At 55.2% G+C, this 19,138-nt stretch carries 15 protein-coding genes; 3 read left to right on the top strand and 12 right to left on the bottom strand.

Going from position 1 to position 19,138, the window contains the following annotated elements:
- Nucleotides 1–44 precede the first annotated feature (44 nt).
- From H6650_14840 to H6650_14830, 3 genes are all read right to left on the bottom strand, one after another.
- Nucleotides 45–1,256: a PLP-dependent aminotransferase family protein gene (locus H6650_14840; protein MCB8953280.1), complete on the bottom strand. Its 1,212-nt coding sequence runs from the start codon at nt 1,254–1,256 to the stop codon at nt 45–47.
- Between the two features lies 1 nt (nt 1,257).
- Nucleotides 1,258–1,752, bottom strand: a complete 495-nt coding sequence (locus H6650_14835; GenBank protein ID MCB8953279.1) for an Lrp/AsnC family transcriptional regulator — start codon at nt 1,750–1,752, stop codon at nt 1,258–1,260.
- Nucleotides 1,753–1,995: 243 nt separating this feature from the next.
- A complete protein-coding gene (locus H6650_14830) occupies nt 1,996–3,258 on the bottom strand; it encodes a tetratricopeptide repeat protein (GenBank protein MCB8953278.1) in 1,263 nt (420 codons plus the stop codon).
- 580 nt (nt 3,259–3,838) lie between these two features.
- On the opposite strand from H6650_14830, the gene H6650_14825 reads away from it, so the two are divergent.
- A complete protein-coding gene (locus H6650_14825; protein MCB8953277.1) occupies nt 3,839–5,593 on the top strand; it encodes a hypothetical protein in 1,755 nt (584 codons plus the stop codon).
- A gap of 314 nt (nt 5,594–5,907) precedes the next feature.
- Here the strand turns inward: H6650_14825 and uvrC are convergent, their stop codons facing one another.
- A complete protein-coding gene (gene uvrC, locus H6650_14820) occupies nt 5,908–7,782 on the bottom strand; it encodes an excinuclease ABC subunit UvrC (GenBank protein MCB8953276.1) in 1,875 nt (624 codons plus the stop codon).
- Between the two features lie 131 nt (nt 7,783–7,913).
- On the opposite strand from uvrC, the gene H6650_14815 reads away from it, so the two are divergent.
- Nucleotides 7,914–8,234: a hypothetical protein gene (locus H6650_14815; protein MCB8953275.1), complete on the top strand. Its 321-nt coding sequence runs from the start codon at nt 7,914–7,916 to the stop codon at nt 8,232–8,234.
- 75 nt (nt 8,235–8,309) lie between these two features.
- Here H6650_14815 and H6650_14810 read toward each other — a convergent pair whose 3' ends face one another.
- Genes H6650_14810 through H6650_14775 form a run of 8 tightly spaced genes read right to left on the bottom strand, consistent with a single transcriptional unit; the run spans nt 8,310 to nt 17,670 of the window.
- On the bottom strand, nt 8,310–10,376 hold the full coding sequence (locus H6650_14810) for a DEAD/DEAH box helicase (protein MCB8953274.1): 2,067 nt from the start codon (nt 10,374–10,376) through the stop codon (nt 8,310–8,312).
- A gap of 3 nt (nt 10,377–10,379) precedes the next feature.
- A complete protein-coding gene (locus H6650_14805) occupies nt 10,380–11,189 on the bottom strand; it encodes a hypothetical protein (protein ID MCB8953273.1) in 810 nt (269 codons plus the stop codon).
- Nucleotides 11,190–11,192: 3 nt separating this feature from the next.
- On the bottom strand, nt 11,193–12,416 hold the full coding sequence (locus H6650_14800) for a DUF3696 domain-containing protein (protein ID MCB8953272.1): 1,224 nt from the start codon (nt 12,414–12,416) through the stop codon (nt 11,193–11,195).
- On the bottom strand, nt 12,416–13,777 hold the full coding sequence (locus tag H6650_14795; protein ID MCB8953271.1) for a DUF262 domain-containing protein: 1,362 nt from the start codon (nt 13,775–13,777) through the stop codon (nt 12,416–12,418). Before H6650_14795 ends, H6650_14800 begins: the two co-directional genes overlap by 1 nt.
- A 43-nt stretch (nt 13,778–13,820) precedes the next feature.
- Nucleotides 13,821–15,215: a DUF2791 family P-loop domain-containing protein gene (locus tag H6650_14790; GenBank protein ID MCB8953270.1), complete on the bottom strand. Its 1,395-nt coding sequence runs from the start codon at nt 15,213–15,215 to the stop codon at nt 13,821–13,823.
- A gap of 56 nt (nt 15,216–15,271) precedes the next feature.
- Nucleotides 15,272–16,558, bottom strand: coding sequence for a DUF2791 family P-loop domain-containing protein (locus H6650_14785; GenBank protein ID MCB8953269.1), 1,287 nt, complete (start codon nt 16,556–16,558; stop codon nt 15,272–15,274).
- Nucleotides 16,559–16,574: 16 nt separating this feature from the next.
- Nucleotides 16,575–17,435, bottom strand: a complete 861-nt coding sequence (locus tag H6650_14780; protein ID MCB8953268.1) for a hypothetical protein — start codon at nt 17,433–17,435, stop codon at nt 16,575–16,577.
- A gap of 13 nt (nt 17,436–17,448) precedes the next feature.
- Nucleotides 17,449–17,670 carry a hypothetical protein gene (locus tag H6650_14775; protein MCB8953267.1) on the bottom strand — a complete coding sequence of 74 codons (222 nt, stop codon included), beginning with the start codon at nt 17,668–17,670 and terminating at the stop codon, nt 17,449–17,451.
- Between the two features lie 490 nt (nt 17,671–18,160).
- Between H6650_14775 and pdhA the strand changes: the two genes are divergently transcribed.
- The gene (gene pdhA / locus H6650_14770) at nt 18,161–19,120 is read left to right on the top strand and encodes a pyruvate dehydrogenase (acetyl-transferring) E1 component subunit alpha (GenBank protein MCB8953266.1); all 960 of its coding nucleotides are present in this window, start codon (nt 18,161–18,163) and stop codon (nt 19,118–19,120) included.
- The last annotated feature ends 18 nt before the right edge of the window (nt 19,121–19,138 follow it).

Genomic DNA, 19,138 nt, shown 5'->3' with positions numbered 1-19,138 from the left:
CTCCTTTAAGGGATGAAGGATGAGGTATGAGGTATGAAGATTGTTCAGGCAAGGATTCGGGCCAGGCGGCGGATACCGTCTTCGATCTGGTCTGGCGGGCAGTTGGAGAAGCTGAGGCGGAGGCAGTGGCCGGCATCGATGCCGGGGGCGGCGAAGGCGTGGCCGGGGATGTAGGCGACTTTTTCTTCGGTGACGGCGGTGTCCAACAGGCGAACGCAGTCGATGTCGCGCGGAAATTCTACCCAGATGAACATGCCGGCATTGGGCCGGGTCCAACGCGCCTCACCAGGGAAATACGCCTCCAGCGCCGCCAGCATCACATCCCGTCGCTCCTGGTATGCCTGCCGTAAATGGGCCACATGTGCCGGCAACCACCCCTCATCCAGATAACGCGACACCGCCCGTTGCGTCAGCGCCGATGTCTCCAGGTCGCCCGCCTCCTTTACCACCGTCAACTTCGGCGTCAACGCCGGCGGGGCCACCATCCACCCCAACCGCAGCGCCGGTGCCATGATCTTGGAAAACGAACCGACATAAAACACCCAATCCGGCTCCAGCGCCCGCAGCGGCGGCAGCACGCGCCGTTCGCCCCCCGGCTGGCCGTAAATGAGGAAGCCATAGGCATCATCTTCCACGATGGGAACCCGGTAGCGGCGCGCCAGGTCTACCAGTTGATGCCGCTTTTCCAGGCTCAGGCTCACGCCCAGCGGATTATGCGCCTCCGGGATGACGTAGATAAACGCAGGGCGCGCGCCTCGCGCCAGCAACGCGGCCACGGCGTCCACATCCATGCCCGTGCGCAGGTCGGTGGGCACGGTGAGGAGGTGTGGCTGCATGGGGGCCACCACCTGCTGAATGCCGGTGTAGACAATCTCTTCCAGCAACACCTGCCCGCCGCGATTGAGCAGCATTTGCGCCAGCACGTTCAGGCCTTGCTGCGCGCCGGTGGTGATGAAGATATCCTCGCTGTCGCAGGCAACGCCGCGCTGCGCCATAAGGGCGGCAATATGCGCTTTCAGGGGGGGATAGGGAGGGCCGTATTGCAGGGCGCGGGGGTCGTGGGTAAGGACGTGGGCGAGGGCCTGGGCATATTCGGCGTTGGGGAAAAGGTCGGATGCCGGCAATCCCCCCGCAAACGAAAGCACACCCGGCCGAGACACCACCGCAATCATCTGCCGCAGCACCGAACGCTTCATCGTCCGCGCCCAATCCGCCAGCGGCAAATCCGCCGTCTGAGCAGCAGCCGTCCTCGTCATGTCAATCATCATTCGCTTCTCGCTCCTCGGCGCACAGCGGCAGCATCGTCGTCGCCTTAATCTCGCTCAACACCACGCTGGTGCGAATCTTGTCCATGCTGGGCACGGGCGTCAGCGTCTCCATCAAAAACTGCTCCAGGTGCGCCGTATTACGTACCACCACTTTCAGCAAGTAATCATACTCTCCCGTCAGATGGTGGCACTCCAACACCTCCGGCATCCGCCGTACTTCTTCCTTAAAGCGCGCAGTCGCATCCAGTTCATGGCGGCGCAGCGTCACCTGCACAAAGCAGAGCATGTCAAACCCTACCGCCTCCCGGTTCACCAGCGTGGCATACTGCTGAATCACGCCCGCCTCTTCCAACTTGCGCAATCGCTTCTGTAGTCCCGGCGGCGACAACCCCAGGCGGCGCGCCAACTCCGCATTGCTGGTGCGCGCATCCGCCTGCAAATCGCGCAGCAAGGCGCGGTCGATCTCATCCATTTCCACGGCCATATAAACGAGATTCCTCACGGCAGTTTAGAATACAAACGAAATTATAGTCTCAAAGAGCAGAAAATCAACCATTTCGGGCAAAATGGTTTGGTTTCTAATTGATAGCAAAAAGGGAGGGCATTCCATTGAAATGCGGATAGCGCAGGTTCAGCAACCCATCGTCACTATCACGAACAGCCCCAGTCCCCCCTCAATTTGTGTCATTCGGGCAGTTCGCGTCAAAACAAATCCGCGTCCTCCCACTCAACCACGAGCAGCCCACAAAATGGCGCGAATAGGCGCGGCATTGAGGAAGGTCTGTCGCAGTTCCTTGTCTTCCAGAGGGTAGGCGATTTGTTCAATGACTTCGGCGGCAATGCGATAATGAACACGGGTCAGGTCTGGATTGCCGGCAATCTCCGCCATCGCCGCGTGCAACTGCCACAAGAGAAAACGACGCGCTGTCTCGTGCGCAATAAAAATAGCCCGCTGCCACAACTGCTCCGCCGCCGGCGTATCTCCCCGCGCCTGTTTGCACAACCCCAGCGCGTGCAAGCCATCCGCCAGATAGCCACGCATTTTGTTCGTCTCCGCCAGCCCAATCAACTGTTGCGCGCGCGCCTCCGCCTGCGCCAGTTCCCCGTTTTGTTGCTCCGCCAGCGCCAGCGAATACAACGTCTGCAGCCGCTCATCCTGCTGCCCCACTGTCTCACTCATCTCCAGCGCCCGATGGAGATACCCCAACCCCTCCGGCAGCCGCCCCAGGTACATCAAATCCACCCCCAAATTGCGGCACAGATCCGGGATGCCGCTGCGCAACCCCGCCCGCTCCGCCAACGCCAGCCCCTCCTGGTGACATTGCAGCGCCTGCTCCATGTCATACAACTCCTGGTAAGACTGGCCCAAATTCCCCAAAATGATGGCCGTCTCTCGCGGTCCTGTCCGGCGTGCCAGTGCCAGGCTGCGCCGGAAAGCGGATACCGCCTTATCCAACATCCCCAATCGTGCATACGTGATCCCCAGTTGATTCCCCACCCGCGCCTGCTCCATTTCGTCGCCCAACTGCGAAAAGAGCGCCAACGACCGCCCCAGGTTCGTCAACGCCTCCTCCAGCCGCCCCAAGACCACGAACGCGCCACCGATGCCGCTCAAAGCCGTCGCCCGCCCGGCGGTGTCATTTAGCGCCTCCGCCAGTTGTAGCGCTTCGTTGTGCGCCGCCAGCCCCTTCAACGGCTGCCCCATCTGCACGTGCTGCCGCCCAATCAGCACCAGCGCGTCCACGGCCCGTTGGCTGGAACCTGCCTCCAGATAGTACTGCTGGAAGCTGGACATGGCCGCGTCCTGCCGCCCCAAAATGTGCAGCACCAAACCCTGCTGCCGCAGCGCCCGCAGGCGCGTGGGCTGCTCCGCCGCCGTCGTTGATTCCGCCAGGACGCGACGGTAGCCCGCCAGCGCCTCTTGATACGCCTGCCGGCTCTGCGCCTGCTCGGCTTGCTGTAACAGTTGTTTTAATTCTTCAGTGTTCATAGAGAAGAAGGGTTGCCAGACGCGCCTATATTTTTGAGGAGAGCGTTACGTTAATTATGCTATCGTGGGAAAGTCCGGTAGGCAAGAATTCGGTCAACTCATGCCTGTGACCGGCAACTCGGGAATCAGAAGCACCTCGCTTGTTCAATTCCACTGCTCTTTGATACTTGGATATCTTCCCGGAAGCTCAATTTCAAACTTCCGGGAAGGTGGTCGTGAATAGCTGCAAAGAATGCCGTTTTGCGCGCAAAGTTCTCACGGCAGGCTATAATATAATAACCTAAGTTGCCACTATAATGAACTACGGTGAGAAAGTGTCATTTCGAGCCGTCTTCGGCAAGGAAACCCGCGCAATTGACAAGTTGAGCAGGACTCCTCGTTACACTCGGAATGCCAACGGGGTAGGTAGCAACTTGGGTTAATGATATTCTAGTTTGCCTCGCTCGCCAGTTTTGTTGTCTCAATAAAGTGGGGCGAAGTTGGTTGAGCCTGTCGAAACCAACGGCCTTCGACAAGCTCAGGCCGCGGTTCCCCCGAAATATTGAGAAGTTACTTGTAAAGTCAATCAGGAGGGTTTTCCATGTCAGCCATACTTCCTGCAATACCTGGGGATTCGCGGCCACGCACACCCAGGCGAAATTTGCTTCGTCTGGAACAAGAAGTTGATGCCCGCGGCGCTGCTTACGTTATCCTGGCGCTGGATATGAGTGCCTTTGTCCCGCCGGAAAGCCACCCCATCTTGCTCAATCTGCGAGGACGCAAAGAATTCCACGATTTTTTACGCCAATTGGAACTCAATGATCCCCGCTTTGTGCGCAGTTCCGCCTACATCGAAACCGAACAACGAGGATATGAGTTAGGTGTATTTAATCGCATACTGGCCGAAGAGAATTTTCCTCCTACATATCAGTTGAATAAGAAAGCCGTCAGCTTTCCGCCCGAACTGCTGAATAATGTGCAGTTCAAAGATCGCTTTCTACGCAATATCTGGAACAAATGGGATGCCTGGTTTCGACTTTCAGGTAATGGCATTGTCACAATTATCTTGAAACGAGATATTGCCAGACCCCGCACGTTAATATCCCTTTCGCGTGATGTAATGGGACTGCAAGGCTATTTCGATATGGAGAGCGCTCGCACCAAACGCCAGGAGCTTCTTTCCGACGCTGACGATCCCGCCAATCAGGAACGTATTGAGTCAATTGATCAATTTGTAAGTTGGGTGCGCGATCACGCCGTAGTGGAGATGGAGCGAGAGTTCCCTGCTGTTGCATGGCAGATGGCGGTCGAAGTTGTGGGACAATTCGTTGAGGCTTGTCGGGGCAAGCTGTGCAACACCAATGCCATCTTTCCATTTGAACTTCCGCTGAGCCGTGTACCAGATCGTTCTGGTGTGGGCAGTATTCGGGAGCAATATATGATCTTCAGTTTTAACGAGATGGGTCACTACAAATGGGATGAGAAAAAACGCGATATACTCACACCGTCCGCCATTCTTACAAATACACATTACGGACGGACCATTGCCGGCCTTCTCGAAGGTATCATTTTACAGGGTAAGAAGGATTACTTTTACCCGCCGCATAATACCCAATCGGTGCAGCAGATTGTTAAACGAAACGTGGTTTCCTGGGACAATGAGATGTGCATTATTACCGACCAAAGCACCATTATCTATCCCTATATGCCACGAACCGGACAACAAGTGGTTTTCTCCGCCCACCATATGGATTATGCATATTATTGGGAGTGTGTGCTGCGCGCATTGGAGTTTGGCGTGGAAATCAGATTACTGGCGCAGTTGGCGCAGCACATGACGTCCGCCTGTCTTGGCAAGGCGCTGCCTGTCTTGCGGGACAATGGTGTGTATCCTGATGCGCAACAACTCTTGGAGTTCGATACGGAGGCGGCAAACGTAACTCGACTGCTCTCTCATTTGCGGACTATCACGTCTCCCTGGGCTATTGCCCAGGCGAACTACGCGGTAAACAAGCTTGCGCATTTCATGGAGCAAACTGGCGTTCCTTCGATCTTGTCCAGCGCGGAGGCAAACCTGGCCGACCTCAGTAACCTGATTGAGCGCAGCAACGAAGGGCGTCTGCAATTAGAATCGCAAAAACTTAACGAACTTGCTTTATGGCTATCGGTCATATTTGGAGGTCTTACCTTCAGTCTGGCAGTTCTTACCTTACCTTCCTTTATTGCTGACCTCTCGACATCCAATCGCTGGTACTATGGGTTTCTGGATCCATTGGGAGAGATATTAGTGTTATTCCTGGTCATTCTCGGGATTGTCATGATGATTGTAGCAGGAGTGAAATTATTGCAGCGTTGAGTCTAGACAGATTCGAGAGATATTGCATCGCATAGAGTCCGCACTGTGCGTGGACAGGCGAGAAAGATGCGCCGTGCGTTTTTTTGTAGTCTTGATGTGGTGCGCCGGTCATCTGGTCCAATTGACCGGACGAGATAGCCCCCTGTCATACAACTCCGGCTGCCGCGGACGATAAAAATCTCGAAGAGTGACTGTACAGGTCATCTGCCCAGATTGGACCAATTTGCTCTGGTTAAATCCTGTTGATGTCTACAAAATTGGTCCAATCTCTCGGAGACGTGAATAGTTACCTCTCACGTACGGTTTTCGTCGGTTCAGGCCAGGTGGGCTTTGATGGCTTCGGCGACGGCGTAGGGGACGCCGGGAACGGAGGCGAGTTCTTCCACGGTGGCCTGGCGAATATCCTCCAGCGAGCCAAACTGCTCTAGCAGCAGTTTGCGCCGCTGTGGCCCCACGCCAGGGATGCTGTCCAGGATGGAAGCCACTCCTGCCTTTCCCCGCCGCTTGCGATGCCCCTCGTTGGCGAAACGGTGCGCTTCGTCTCGCACTCGCTGCACCAGGTAGAGCGCCTGCGAGCGGCGGGAAAGATAAACGCCTGTAGGCTGGCCGGGCAGGAAAAGTTCCTCTTCCTGCTTCGCCAGCCCGGCTACGGGTACTGCGTCTTGCAGCCCAAACGCTTGCAAGACTTCTACGGCCATGGCTAACTGCCCTTTTCCGCCGTCCACTATCAGCAAATCCGGCAGGATGGCCCAGGCGGTTTCCTGGCGCGGTTGTCCAATTTGGGCGGGGTCGTGTAGTTCGCCCGTGCCGGCATCCATGTAACGTTGAAAGCGGCGCGTCAGCACCTCCTTCATCGCCCCGTAATCATCATTGCCCACCGTCTGCACATTAAAACGGCGATAGTCGCTCTTGCGCGGTGCGCCCTGCACAAACACCACCATGGAGCCAACGGGAAACCGTCCCTGCGTGTGGCTGATGTCATAACATTCGATGCGCGCGGGGGGCGTGGGCAGATTGAGCGCCTCTTGCAGTTCACTGATAGCCTGCACATGTTTGGAGCGATCCGCCGCCCACTGTTGCCGCAGAGTCCCCAACGTATCCACCGCATTCTTCGCGGCCATTTGCACCAGTTCCCGCTTTTTGCCTCGCTGGGGCACCTGAATAGAGACTTTCGTGCCCCGCTTCTGGCGCAGCCACTGCTCAATTATGCGCGCCTCATCCACTTCGTTGGGCAGCAGCACCTCTTTGGGTACGTGCGCCGCCTCATCGTAGAATTGCGTGAGAAAGTCGTGCAGGATATCCCCATCCGCTTCGTCGTCCGTGCCTTCGAGCAAGAAGTATTCGCGCCCGATGAGCTTGCCGTGGCGAATGAAAAATATCTGCACGCAGGCGTCCCCCTGTTCGCGGGCAAAGGCGATCACGTCCTGGTCCGTGTTGGCGGCGGCGATGACTTTTTGTTTGGCGACCACCTGCTGAATCGCTTTTAGCTGATCCCGATAGAGCGCGGCCTTCTCGAAGTCCAGCGATTCGGCGGCGCGCGTCATTTTCCGTTCCACTTCCTTGGTGATGTGGTCGGAGCGGCCATTGAGGAAGTCCATTAACTGCTGGATCATGTGACGGTATTCCGCCTGGCTGGCCGCGCCAATGCAGGGGCCGCCGCACAACTTGATGTCGAAATAGAGGCAGGCGCGTTCATCCTGGCCGGTGATGGCGCGGTCGCAGGTGAGGTAGGGGAAGATGCGGCGCAGCATTTCTAGCGTCTGCTGCACGGCCCACACGGAGGTGTAGGGACCAAAGTAGCGCGCGCCATCGCGCAACATGCGCCGCGTGACGGTCACTTTGGGGTAGGGGTCTTGCCAGTGGACTTTGATGTAGGGATACCGCTTGTCGTCTTTGAGGATGGCGTTGTAACGGGGGCGGTGTTTTTTGATCAGCGTCATCTCCAGCAGCAGCGCTTCCAGTTCGCTGTCCGTGGTGATGATTTCGATGTCCGCTATCTCCTGACGCAGGCGTTGGGTCTTGGGGTTGTCAACGCTGTTTTGGAAGTAGGAGCGCACGCGCTGGCGCAGGTTGACGGATTTGCCCACGTAGATGATCTTGCCGTTTCGATCCTTGTGCAGGTAGACGCCGGCTACGGTGGGCAGGTTGTCGAGGATTTGTTGGATGTGTTCCGAGGGCGTGAAACTCATGGAGGGGATTATAGCGTGTTTCTATGGGTCGGTCGCTTTTTTCGAGAAGGGCGTCAATTGTGTTATTGTATGCCGGCATTCTTCCCGCCAAAATGATTCCGTCCCACCGCCTTCGCGCAAAGGAAAATCAGATGAATGAGCATCCCCCTTCTTCGCAACCAAACGTTTTAGGCGACACCAGTTTGCGCCTGGGCATTGCTTCCACGGCGCTGGTTTTTGCGACGGGCCTATGCGCCCTGTTAGGCGCGCGGCAAGGATGGCTGCAACTGCTGGCCGTGCCCCTGTTCGTTTGCGGCGCGACCAGTGCTTTTCTGGGGCTGCTAGGCTTTGGCCTGGGCGCGGCGGGGCTTTTCAACAAGGAGCGCGCCCGCGCCACGGCTGCCGTCGGTCTGGCTCTGGGCATGCTTGGCGTTTGCCTTTTCTTGTTGGTGTTGCGCGTCGTGGGCGGTTGACGCCGTGGCAAAACGCCCGCCGCTTCGCCGAACGTGTTGATGTCAAAGTTGGTTTGAGACTTATGTTGTCTATTTTCAGGATAGGGCCGTGAGTTGCTCGTCGATTGCCGGCATTGTCCGCACCACCCCCGCCGCATAAACCTCCGCCATCCGCTCCAGATTTAGGAGTTGCGTGATGGCGGATTGGGCGATTTGTGCCGGCAAAAGCGCATGAAAACGCCCCAATTGCAGATGGTTCACCAGGCGCGCGCTCACGTCCCGCGCCGCCTGCCGCGCCGCCGTCGCCGACCACGGCGGAAGCTGCGTCAGCGGTCGCCGCAGGAATAAGGCATACTCATTGACGTGTTCCGCCGACAAGCCCGCCTGCAGCAGGATGTCCGCCAGCAGCATCCCCCACACCGTACCCCAAAAGTGAAACAGCCAGGTCCCTTCCGCCGCCGCCAGCGTGACGAGAGTGCCGCGCGGAATGCCCAGCAGCGCGGCGACCGTCTGCGTAATGTTGAAGGGGACGGCGGCGTAAGATTTTTGGAAGCGCAGGATGTCGTCCGGTTGGCTGTGCGCGGGCGCGGGGGCGAGACCGAAGCGGCGACCCTCGTTCCAGACGACCTGCATCGCTTTGCCGCCGAGGAGGAGGACGCTGCCTTTTTCGTAGCTGCGTTCCGTCTGACCGATGGTTTTCCCGGAGAAGGCGTCAATGGCAAATGCCGGCATCACATCCGTCCCAATATTCCCATAAATCTCATGTCGGTCGATCAACTCCTGCAACTTCTCCCCAGGCCGCCACTCCCCCATGCGCCCCGTCTGCAAATAGCCCGCCCACGTCAACTGCGAGATAATTTCCCCCACCGCCTTGCTACTCACCTCCTTCGGCGCGATGCGGCGCACATCCGCCAGGCGCACGCTCCCCGTCGGGCTTTGCTTCAGCAGGCTAAAAACCTGCTGTGCCAGCACCGATGGACGGAAACCATAAGGCGTCACATCCGATGGCGGACGATCATCCACAAAATGCTGCCACGGACCGCCCGCCACCCGCCATTCGCCGCCCGCCAGTGTCAATAATGCCTCGAAACGCGCCCACTCGCCCGGCGAACGTGGCATACACAGCACTTGCGTCTCCGCCGCCCGCCGCCCGCCGCGCCCTATCCGCTGCAAGAAAGAGGTCAAATCCGGCGGCGCGCCCAACAGAACCACATCGTCTACGCTGCCAATGTCAATCCCCAACTCCAGCGTGCTGGTGGCCACGCACACCGCCACCGCCGCCGCCGCGAACCGGTCTTCGACTTCCTGCCTCATGCCGGCATCCAGGTTGCCATAATGAACAAAAACCTCGGCATGGTGTGGCAAATGCCGGCGTAAATAGGCCGCCGTCTCCTCCACCTCGTCTCGCGAGTTGCAAAATAGCAGGGATTTGAAGTTGGCCCGCCGACCCAACGCCTGCGCCAGTTCGTCCAGCCCATACAAAGGGCGAATTTCCGCCCGGATGGCGCGCCCGCCGGGGACGTTGATGATGACGCCCGATTGCAAATAACGGCCGGCGATGCCCTGGGGATCGGCAACGGTGGCGGAAAGGGCGATGCGTTGTAGTGGCGGCGCGTCTGGTTGGGCGTAGGCGCGAATGCGCTCAATGCGTGGCAGCAGGCAGCGCGTGTGGTCGCCGCGTGGGGTGTTGTCCAGCAGGTGAATTTCGTCGAGGACGATGGCTTGCAGGGTGATGAAGGCGCGTGGGTCGCGGGTGAGGAGGGCGTCGGTGGATTCGGGGGTGGTGAGGAGGATGCCGGCATTTTTGGCATCCACCGGACCTGTATCTCCCGTTTTCATGGTGAGGGAAATGCCGGCATCCGTCAGCGCCGGTCGCAGCCGTTCATACAAATCCCGCACCAACGCCCGCGTGGGGCAGATGTAGAGAATAGTCAGGCCAGGCTCGTGCAGCCGCGGCCAATACCGCTCCAACAGCGGCGCAATCACCGCCTCCGTCTTCCCCGACGCCGTCGCCGCCACCACCAACGCATCCCGCCCCCCCAGAATCGGCGGGATCGCCTGCTGCTGCACAGGCGTAAACTGCCCAAAGCGGGCAAAAAACAACGGCCATGCACGCGGGATTCGCTTCTTTACCTCCCGCGCCTCCAAAATATCAGCGCACACAAATCACACATTGAGCCTTTTGTTCGGATCACGCTTTGAATGATCAAGAGTACCCGCAAGATCTGCCTCCCCTAAATGATTGCGACCATTGCGATCGAAGACTTCAAAATGTGCTGCATTCCCCACATGTAAGTTATCGACATACCAAATGTATCCCGTACTTTTTTCTCGGTAAAGTATACGCCCCCCCTGACGGGGCAACTGTGTCCTATCAAAACGGTTGCTGTTTCTTAGAATTGTTTGAAAATCTAAAGGAGGTGTATTCGAGAGAACACTATATTCTCGCCGACTTATCCGAAACGTTTCTTCAAGCCACCTTTCTAGAGCCTCTTTATGATCGACACAATCAATGTTGGTAAGAGAGTCTCCATTTTTATCAATTGTGAGCGAGGTTTCACTAGCAAACCTCGATTCTGGAAGATTTATCAAAAGCCCATGTTGAGTCATTCCACAGAGAATACGTTCTCCTAACTCAGCTATGCTCGTGTCCGTAACAAGCTCTTGCATGCATAGGAATATATCTTCTGAAGAATGCACTCTTTCTTGGGTCCAGTCACGTACATTTAACTTGTTATTGAGAACGTTCCTTACGCTTATTCGCAGATCTTTCCTTTTAACACCGTTCAAACTCGCGATAAACGTTTTATTTCTTGTTGCTTGGTAAACATGCAACAGATCACTGCGTTGGTAAAATTGATGTTCTACTGTGCGAAGTCGATCAACAACCTGGAAGAAAATCCTCAACGCTATCTCAAAGTCATCTTGTGTTGCAAACTGTCTGTGTAAAGAACACTCATTTATGAAAACTTCCATATCTTATCCGAACAAACGAGAAAAATCTTTATCCAATTGATCAAAGAAATCATTTGGCCAATTCTCAATACTGCCATCATTACCAACAGGAATTTGTGTTACTGAAGGTGTTTCATGACCAGCAAAAAACAGTACATTCGTCATTTGAGATGTAAGAAACTTATCCAAAACTGATAATCTGACAGCATTCAAAATATGATCACTGTGCGTTTCAACAAAAACCTGAACACCTGTCCCACTTAAGCGAGTCAAAAATTGAATAATCTGCGATTGTGCAAAGGGATGTAAATGTGCCTCTGGGTTTTCCACTATAAGCATTTCTCCAGGTCGTGCTATTAGACCTGATACTATAATAGGTAATGCGTAGCTATAACCAAAACCCACGTTTGCTGGTTTGTACCCTTTTGTAGGTAATTCGTCGGCACGCAATGTAAGCAAAACCAGATTTGCTTCAGTTGGTATCAGACTAATCCTGGCTCCATCAAATATTTGACTTAGCCAAGCCTGGGTTTGGTCAAGTAATGTGGGAGTTGCACCTTTATCATGACAAATATCCTCATGTACTCGATTGTCTCTCATTTGGTATAGTAAGTAGGGAGCATATTCTCCCCGTCGTCCTACGTTTGGGAAATCGGCAAAACTTTGTTTAGGGTAGAAATCACGCGGACCAATACGATCAGCAGAAACATAGTGAATCCTGGCAAAATTGATTTGGTTATCCAAAGGGGTTAAAGAGGTTGATTGGGAATTGGTTCCTGTATGAATATTGCGAGGAATAAGGTCTTGCCACAGGAGTGGGTTATTGTGGGGTTGAAGAACATGTTCTCCAGCTTGCAGTCCTGTTTCAATGTAAATTCTGGGATCATCTGAGACTTCTGAAATTATCACCTTATGTATTTGCATACTCATTTCATCAGCTTCATTTTCATATAAATGATAGTGAAGCTGGACACCATCAAAACAAAACTTGATTTCTACAGCATTTCTCTGTGAGATATTGCTGTTACGAACATCGTTGAAGTTCCCCAGATCCACGCAACTACCATTAAAAATCAACCTGTCAATGGCTCGATTGTGTTCTATCGATTGGCGCATCAATAGCAAAGCCTGCAATGAAGTAGACTTACCACGCCCATTTATACCTGTAAGCAAGTTAAAATTGCTAAACGGAATCAATGTTTCCTTTTCGAAACATTTGAAATTTTGCAAGCTGATTTCCTTTAACATCAAACTGTCCCCAGTATTTTTTGCGTCAAATTGAACCTGCGAATAACTCGCCTTGTATCACCTGTCGAAATTCGAACGGCATCCACATAGTCAGGATTAGAAAGCAAAGCATCGAAATTTCGTTGTATCTTCTCTTTATTGGATTGTAAGAATGACTTAGATTTTTCAGCAAAGAAGCAGGCAACGGATTCCAAAATGGCAATATTTATTCTTCCTCTCGTAGTATCAGTTGGTAAACGGAAGTTCTTAAACCCAAAAAAATCATATGTAAGAGACATGGCCTCTTCAAATTCCTCTCGCAAATGATTTAGTTCCCCATCAGTCATTTTGTTCATTCGTTCCATAGCTGCACCTAAAAAGGCGTCCATATCATTGTTGTAATCGTTCTTATAGTCAAGAATCCGAAAAGCAAGGAATCGCAAAACAGCTTCGCGATCTTTCATTCTTGTAGAGGCAATACCATTGTCAATAGCTTTTCGGAACGTTTCATGCTCCGCGAGTTCCTTGAGAAGTCTAGTTGCGGGGCCAATATAGAAGCAGTTCCTGATTTCCTGGCGAGTCAATTGAGTACCACCAGTATTAATTCTATGGAAAATATCATAAACCATTTGCAAAGGCACTGATGGTTTTATTACATATATGAGAAGTTTTCTGTCCTCTATTTTAGTTTGATACTCAGCGTTTAGTTTGTTAAAAGTACAATTATTCAGGTCTTTCAGAACACGCAGTTCACTTAGAGCAAATTCATTATTCACGAATTCCTGTAGTGTCGAAGTCCGTTGCAAGCCATCAACAATAATATATTGGCCGCTCACGGATTGATTAACATATAAAGGAGGCAATGGGATGTTTAGTAGAACCGATTCAATAAACAACGACTTCTGCTTTGGTTTCCACACTAATTTGCGTTGAAATTCAGGATCAATAATTAAAAGCTCTCGTTTCAACTTCCTTAACCACTCAAAAACCGAATGTGGATCTTCCCGTATGTCTACTTCCTTTGGCATGTCATAAGGATAAATAGAACCGCTTTCAAAGGTTTCAGCCTCTTGTGTGTCTTCGTCATCTACAATTCGGGTTGAGGCTTGAATATAACCTGGAATAGAGCCTATTCCACTTGGTATATTGACTCTTTTACCAATTTGAAGAGCAGGGTTATGAGTATATTCTTCTTCTGTTTGGAATAGAATATAACCATTAGCATCAAAATATGCTCCTGGGAATTTCTGGAGTGGGTTATAGAAAGTGCCTAGTTCATGGTAAAGAGCGTGTTGCGCTTGGACTTCCCATTCTTGATTTAATAATTGCCCTGTAATCCGTTCCGTCTTGCCATCACTAAATTCAATTTCACCATTCGACATTACATTACTCATGATCTCGTACCTGATACGCGGTTGGATATTGTTATTGTATCTGAGTGTGCAGCTCCTCCAGCAGCGTGGCGACGTCGTAATCGGGGTAGAGGTACAGGAGGTCGAACAGTTCCACGGCCAGGCGCACCACGCTGCGCATGGAGAGGCGACCATGACGCAGACCCTGCGCCAGGTGTTCGGCGGCCCCGCGCCGCACCTGTCCCTGCCGCTCCCCAGGCTCGTAGCCGTATGCCTGCGCATGGTAGGTGAGGATGCGCTGCAAAAACTGCCCCATTTCCTGCGGCTCCGCGCCCGGCTCCAGATTAAAGATAGCCTCCTCCGGCAGCCAATCGGTCAGAGCCAGGCGATTGTCGCTGCGCGTGACGGTGAAGAGGAAAAAGAGCGACTGCCCCTCGTCGTAGGCCATGGGATAATTGCGCCAGCGATGTTGCGGGAACTCATCGGCGCTAATGCGAGCCTGCTGCTGGCGCAGGGCGGCGTAGATGATGGCGCGAAAGAATAAATCGGCTTTGGGTCGCTGGTAAGGGCGCAGCAGCGAATAACTCTCTGCCTCGTCCACGAGCAGGCAGACGCCGCTGTAGCCGGCAAGTCGCGCAAGGACGCTGACGCCCGTGAACAAGTAGGCGATCTGGCGCGCGTTGTGGCCGACCTTGTAGATGCTGGGGAATTTCACGCCGCGCGGCAGCCCTTTGTTCATCGTCTTGACGCGCCGCCCGCCCATGAGCCAGTACATCCACGCCTTGCGCTGGCGGGAAGACGTGGTGTTGGCAATCGCTTGCAGCCCAATGACCAGCGGATCAAGCCCGGCAGGAGATATTTCCGCCAGTTGCGTCACTACGCGCCCGGGATTGGTCGTTTTCGTGAGCAAGGGCGACAATCCGCGCTCGTCGGTGTCGGGATAGCGAATGTGCTGCATCGCTTCGCGGTAAATGTCGAAGGCGCGATGCGGCGGCAATTCCAGCAGGTCCAGGCTGACCGTGGCCACGAGGAAGTCCCGCGCCAACGCCTCCTGCGCGGTCAGTTCCACCAGGTGGCTTTTGCCGAAGCCATATTCGCCAATGACGGCGCGCACGGCTCCCCCTTGCTGGTGCGCCTGGTTCAGGCCGTGAATAACGCTGTCGCGTTCTTTTCTCAAGTCTACGGTGAGTTCGGCGACGTGTTGGGCGGGGGCGATGCCCATGCGCAGCGATTCGATGAGTTGGCGCGCCTGTAGGCGGTCGGGGGGCATGGGGTCTGGAGGCTGAAATAGCATTCCCAGGTCTGGTGTTTTCGCCTCGGCGGGGGAACCGTCAGATTCAAACTCATGACGGGGACGGCGAAAGCGAAAGCCACTTTCAAAACGCACCAGCCACTCCGTGCCGTTGCGGTATTCGGCCACGATCTGGCCCGATCCAAATTGAGGGTGTTCAACACGGTCGCCAATCATATAGTTCCGAACCAAAAGAAACCCGGTTTTTCTAAAAAACCGGGTTTCCGGGATGATTAGTAGGGGGGCGTCTCGCCGCCGGAGAGTTCCTCGGCCTGGCCGCGCAGCAGCGCCTGGGCTTCCGCTTCGGTGATGGTATGCTCCTGGCCGAAGTGTTGGCGGGAGAGTTCCACGACGAAGGATTTGACGAACAGGCGGCGATGACTGATGTCCAGAAAGACATCGCGGGAGACGTTCGCCAGGATAACGGCATTGGCGCGCTGGATCGTATGGTCGAGGGTGACGGCGTAGGCGGTTTCAAAAATGGGGACCAGCTTTTCGCCAATGGTCTGCATCAGGTCATCTTCACTGAGGTCGAGATGGTCCAGGCTGATGAGGGGGCTGAAGTGGTTGGCGCGGCTGAAGCGTCCTGGAGCGCGCACGCGCTGCTGCAAAGCGGGATATTTGGGGATGATGTCGTTGATGAACTGCGGCGGCACGGCGTAGACGAACATGGCTCCGGGCAAGTCGTCGCGGGTGCGGTCAATGACTTCGCGCAGGGTGTCCGTCGCCAGCTTTTCCGCCTTGCCGCCGACGCTGGCCATGCGGTCTACTTCGTCAAAGAGGAGGATGAGGCCGCTGAAGGAGAGGGCACGGATGATCTGGCAGAGGGAGCGCAACATGCGGAAGGCGTTGGGGCGGTTGATTTTGCCGGTGACGCCGACTTCGCGCAGCACTTTAGTGTCCGCGGGGGTGGTAGTTTCGCCCATGAGCCAGCGGCTGAGTGAGTCCAGGCGTTCTTCGTTGTCCCGAATGAGGCTGTCGAAGTAGCCGAGGACGGCGGCCTGATAGGCGGGGCTGTCTATGGACGTGGCTTCGAGGGTGTCCACCAGGCCGCGATAGAGGGGATTTTGCAGGGTTTCCAGGCTGAGGTTGCCGTCGATGACGCGCAGAAGCGTGCCTTCGAGGAAACGGGTGAGTCCTGTTTCGTCGCTGCTGATTTCGTCGGATTCGTGCCAGATGATGTTTTGGACGACGGCTTCGTAAACCTTTTTCTGGTCGTTGTAGGGGGTTTCGATGGGGCTAAGGTCTACTTTGACGACGGCGAAGTTGCGCGCCCAGGCGATGTCGCGCAGGCAGTAGAGGAAGTGGGATTTGCCGCTGCCGTAGTCGCCGACGACCATTTTGTAGGCGGCTCCGCCATCTTGCAGGTAGGAGGAGAGGTAGAATTCGTCCAGGGCGTCGAGGATGGATTGATTGCCGGCATTAAAATGCTGAATTCCCCGTGGCGGCGGCGTCCCATAACTGCCCAACGTTTCCACGATGTGGCGTGCAAGCGGCTGCGTAAGAGAAGTTTCATTCATGGAATTATCGTAACACCTACATGCTCTCAAAAATGATGTCGCTGTAATACTCGCCATCGAAGCCCACAGCGGGCAGCCACATGCTGCGGCTGGCCTGTTCCGCCTGGCTCTTGGTGGCCACGCCTAGCCGAATTTCCCACGTCTTGTCATCGACCGTCAGACTGGTGAGGCCAGACTGGCGCAGCAAGACCAGATCGCGCACAAATAGCTCGCGCTCGTAATCTTTGAACGTGCTGCGGGAGGGTGCGTTCCAGAAGCGGGCATTTTGCCGCCCCATGGTGAATTCGGCGTACAGCTCAATGATGTTGATGCGACCGCCGACAGGAGCGCGGGAGCGTTTGTTGGCGCGCGTTTGCCACGCTTTGAATAGCTCCTGGAGAAAGGCCTCGGCGTCCAGGTCGCGCTCGTTAATGCGCTTCATCTGGCGGTCGTAATGCTGCATGATGCCCTTGAGGGAGAGGGGGATCATGCCGGTGAGGGGTTCTCGACCGTAGAACCACTGCCCTTTGCGGGCGGCGATGTCGATTTTGAAGGTGAAGGGGCCGATGCCCAGAAGGGGGGGGCGGCCATCGACGGTTTCACCACGGGCGAGGAAGGCTTCGCGCAGGTCGCGGGCGAAGTCGTAGGCAAGGTTGTCGAGCGCCGTCTGCGTGGCGGCGGCGAAGGTGGCGACGGCGGTGTCCAGGGTGGGGTTGGAGATGCCGGCAGCCGCTGCCTCCAACTTCATCAACGCTTTGTGCATGGGAATGGCGTCCGCCTTTTCGTCATTGGCCAGGCGTGTCGCCGTTTTCAGGGCACTGATAATGCCGCGCAGTGTCTTAAACTGGGGGTCAAGTTCGCTTTGAGCCGCCTGCAAGGCTTGTTGTAATTGTTCCATTGTTTCCTCGTAGTCAGTGAAATGATGGATATATTTTATGAGCGAAGGCGGGCAATTGCAAGCCTCCTTGTGAGCGGAGAGGGCGGAAATCGAAGGCGGAGGCTTGCACCAGCGTTGGCCTCCGCGTCCGCCGTCCGGGTGTGGTGGTGCATGTGGGGAATGCCGGCATATGTTCCACCACCACGCCGGCAATTCCCAATTCGCCACCAGGAGGATATTCGTCATCGTCGCTCAACTTTGCTAAACTAAACGGAAGGCATACTAGGGTTCGCGTAAAATTAACCGTGGACTATTCGATAAGGACTGACGATGAAATAAAGTGCGGAATGGCCTCGTCAGTTTGCCGGAACGGTAAGGAAACAACTTCGTTGTCTTATTGAATCCCCGTTCCCAAGTAAGAACCCTTTCCGCGCATCCGCCATTTCTCGGCAAAGGCCTTGTAAACGGATGCGCTCTTATGCTGCCAAATCCACCTGTAACCAACACTTCCCAACGGGGTTCCTAGAGTAGGCAGACCGTCAGCACGCTGCCCGGCTGCACCATGCCCGTGCCTGGCGGCTCTGCTCAAGAGCGGAAACACAACAAAACGACCTACCGCTCCGCAAACTAACGAGGCCACTTCGCGCTTGCCCATCGTCAGTCTGCGACTCATCGGCAACCTCGCTGCTGCTCCCATTGTCAGGGCTGTAACAAAATGGCATCCGCAGCGTTAAAAGGAGATTTTCATGGATAAAGCGATTCAACTTGAGTGGTATCGCCAGATGGTCCTCATTCGTCGGTTTGAGCAGAAATGCGCCGAACTGTACCAACTGGGCAAAATTGGCGGTTTCCTGCACTTGTACATAGGCCAGGAAGCGGTGGCGGTCGGTTCGATTGCCGCGCGCCAGGATAACGATCACGTCATGACGGCGTACCGCGACCACGGGCACGCGCTGGCGGTCGGTTCCCCCACCAACCGGGTGATGGCGGAACTGCTGGGTAAGGCCACCGGCGTGAGCAAGGGCAAAGGCGGCTCCATGCACCTGGCGGATGTGCCCCGTCGTTATTGGGGCGGCTACGCTGTGGTCGGCGGCCATGTGCCTTTGGCGGTGGGGATCGCGCTGGCGGAGCAGTACAAGGGAACGGACGCGGCGGTGCTGGTGTACATGGGGGATGGTTCGACGAATATCGGTTATTTCCACGAATCGCTGAATCTGGCGGGGGTATGGGATTTGCCGGTTGTGTTCATTGTAGAGAACAATCAGTATGGCATGGGCACGGCGGTGGCGCGGGCCTCGGCGGCTCCGGATATGGTGACACGGGGGGCTGCTTATGGAATGCCGGCAGAACAAGTCAACGGCATGAACGTGTACGATGTGTATCAAGCCACGGCCAAAGCCCTCGCCAGCGTCCGCGGCGGCAACGGCCCCTACTTTTTGGAGATGACCACCTACCGCTTCGAGGGGCACAGCATGGGCGACCCACTACGGTATCGGACCAAAGACGAAGTAGAAAAGTGGCGCGAGGATGACCCCATTGGCGTCCTGGAGCGCCACATGCTCGCAGAAAAAGTCGCCGACCGCGCGGAACTGGAAGCCATTGACAAAGCCGTCGATGAGGAAATCGAAGAGAGCGTTCGTTTTTCCGAGGAATCACCATTCCCCGCACCGGAAGACCTCTTCACCGACATCTACGTAGACGCCTGACACAACAGACATAATAAG

It is taken from the genome of Ardenticatenales bacterium (assembly GCA_020634515.1).
Taxonomy (GTDB): Bacteria; Chloroflexota; Anaerolineae; order Promineifilales; family Promineifilaceae; genus JAGVTM01.
This window is presented reverse-complemented; position numbering and strand designations above follow the sequence as displayed.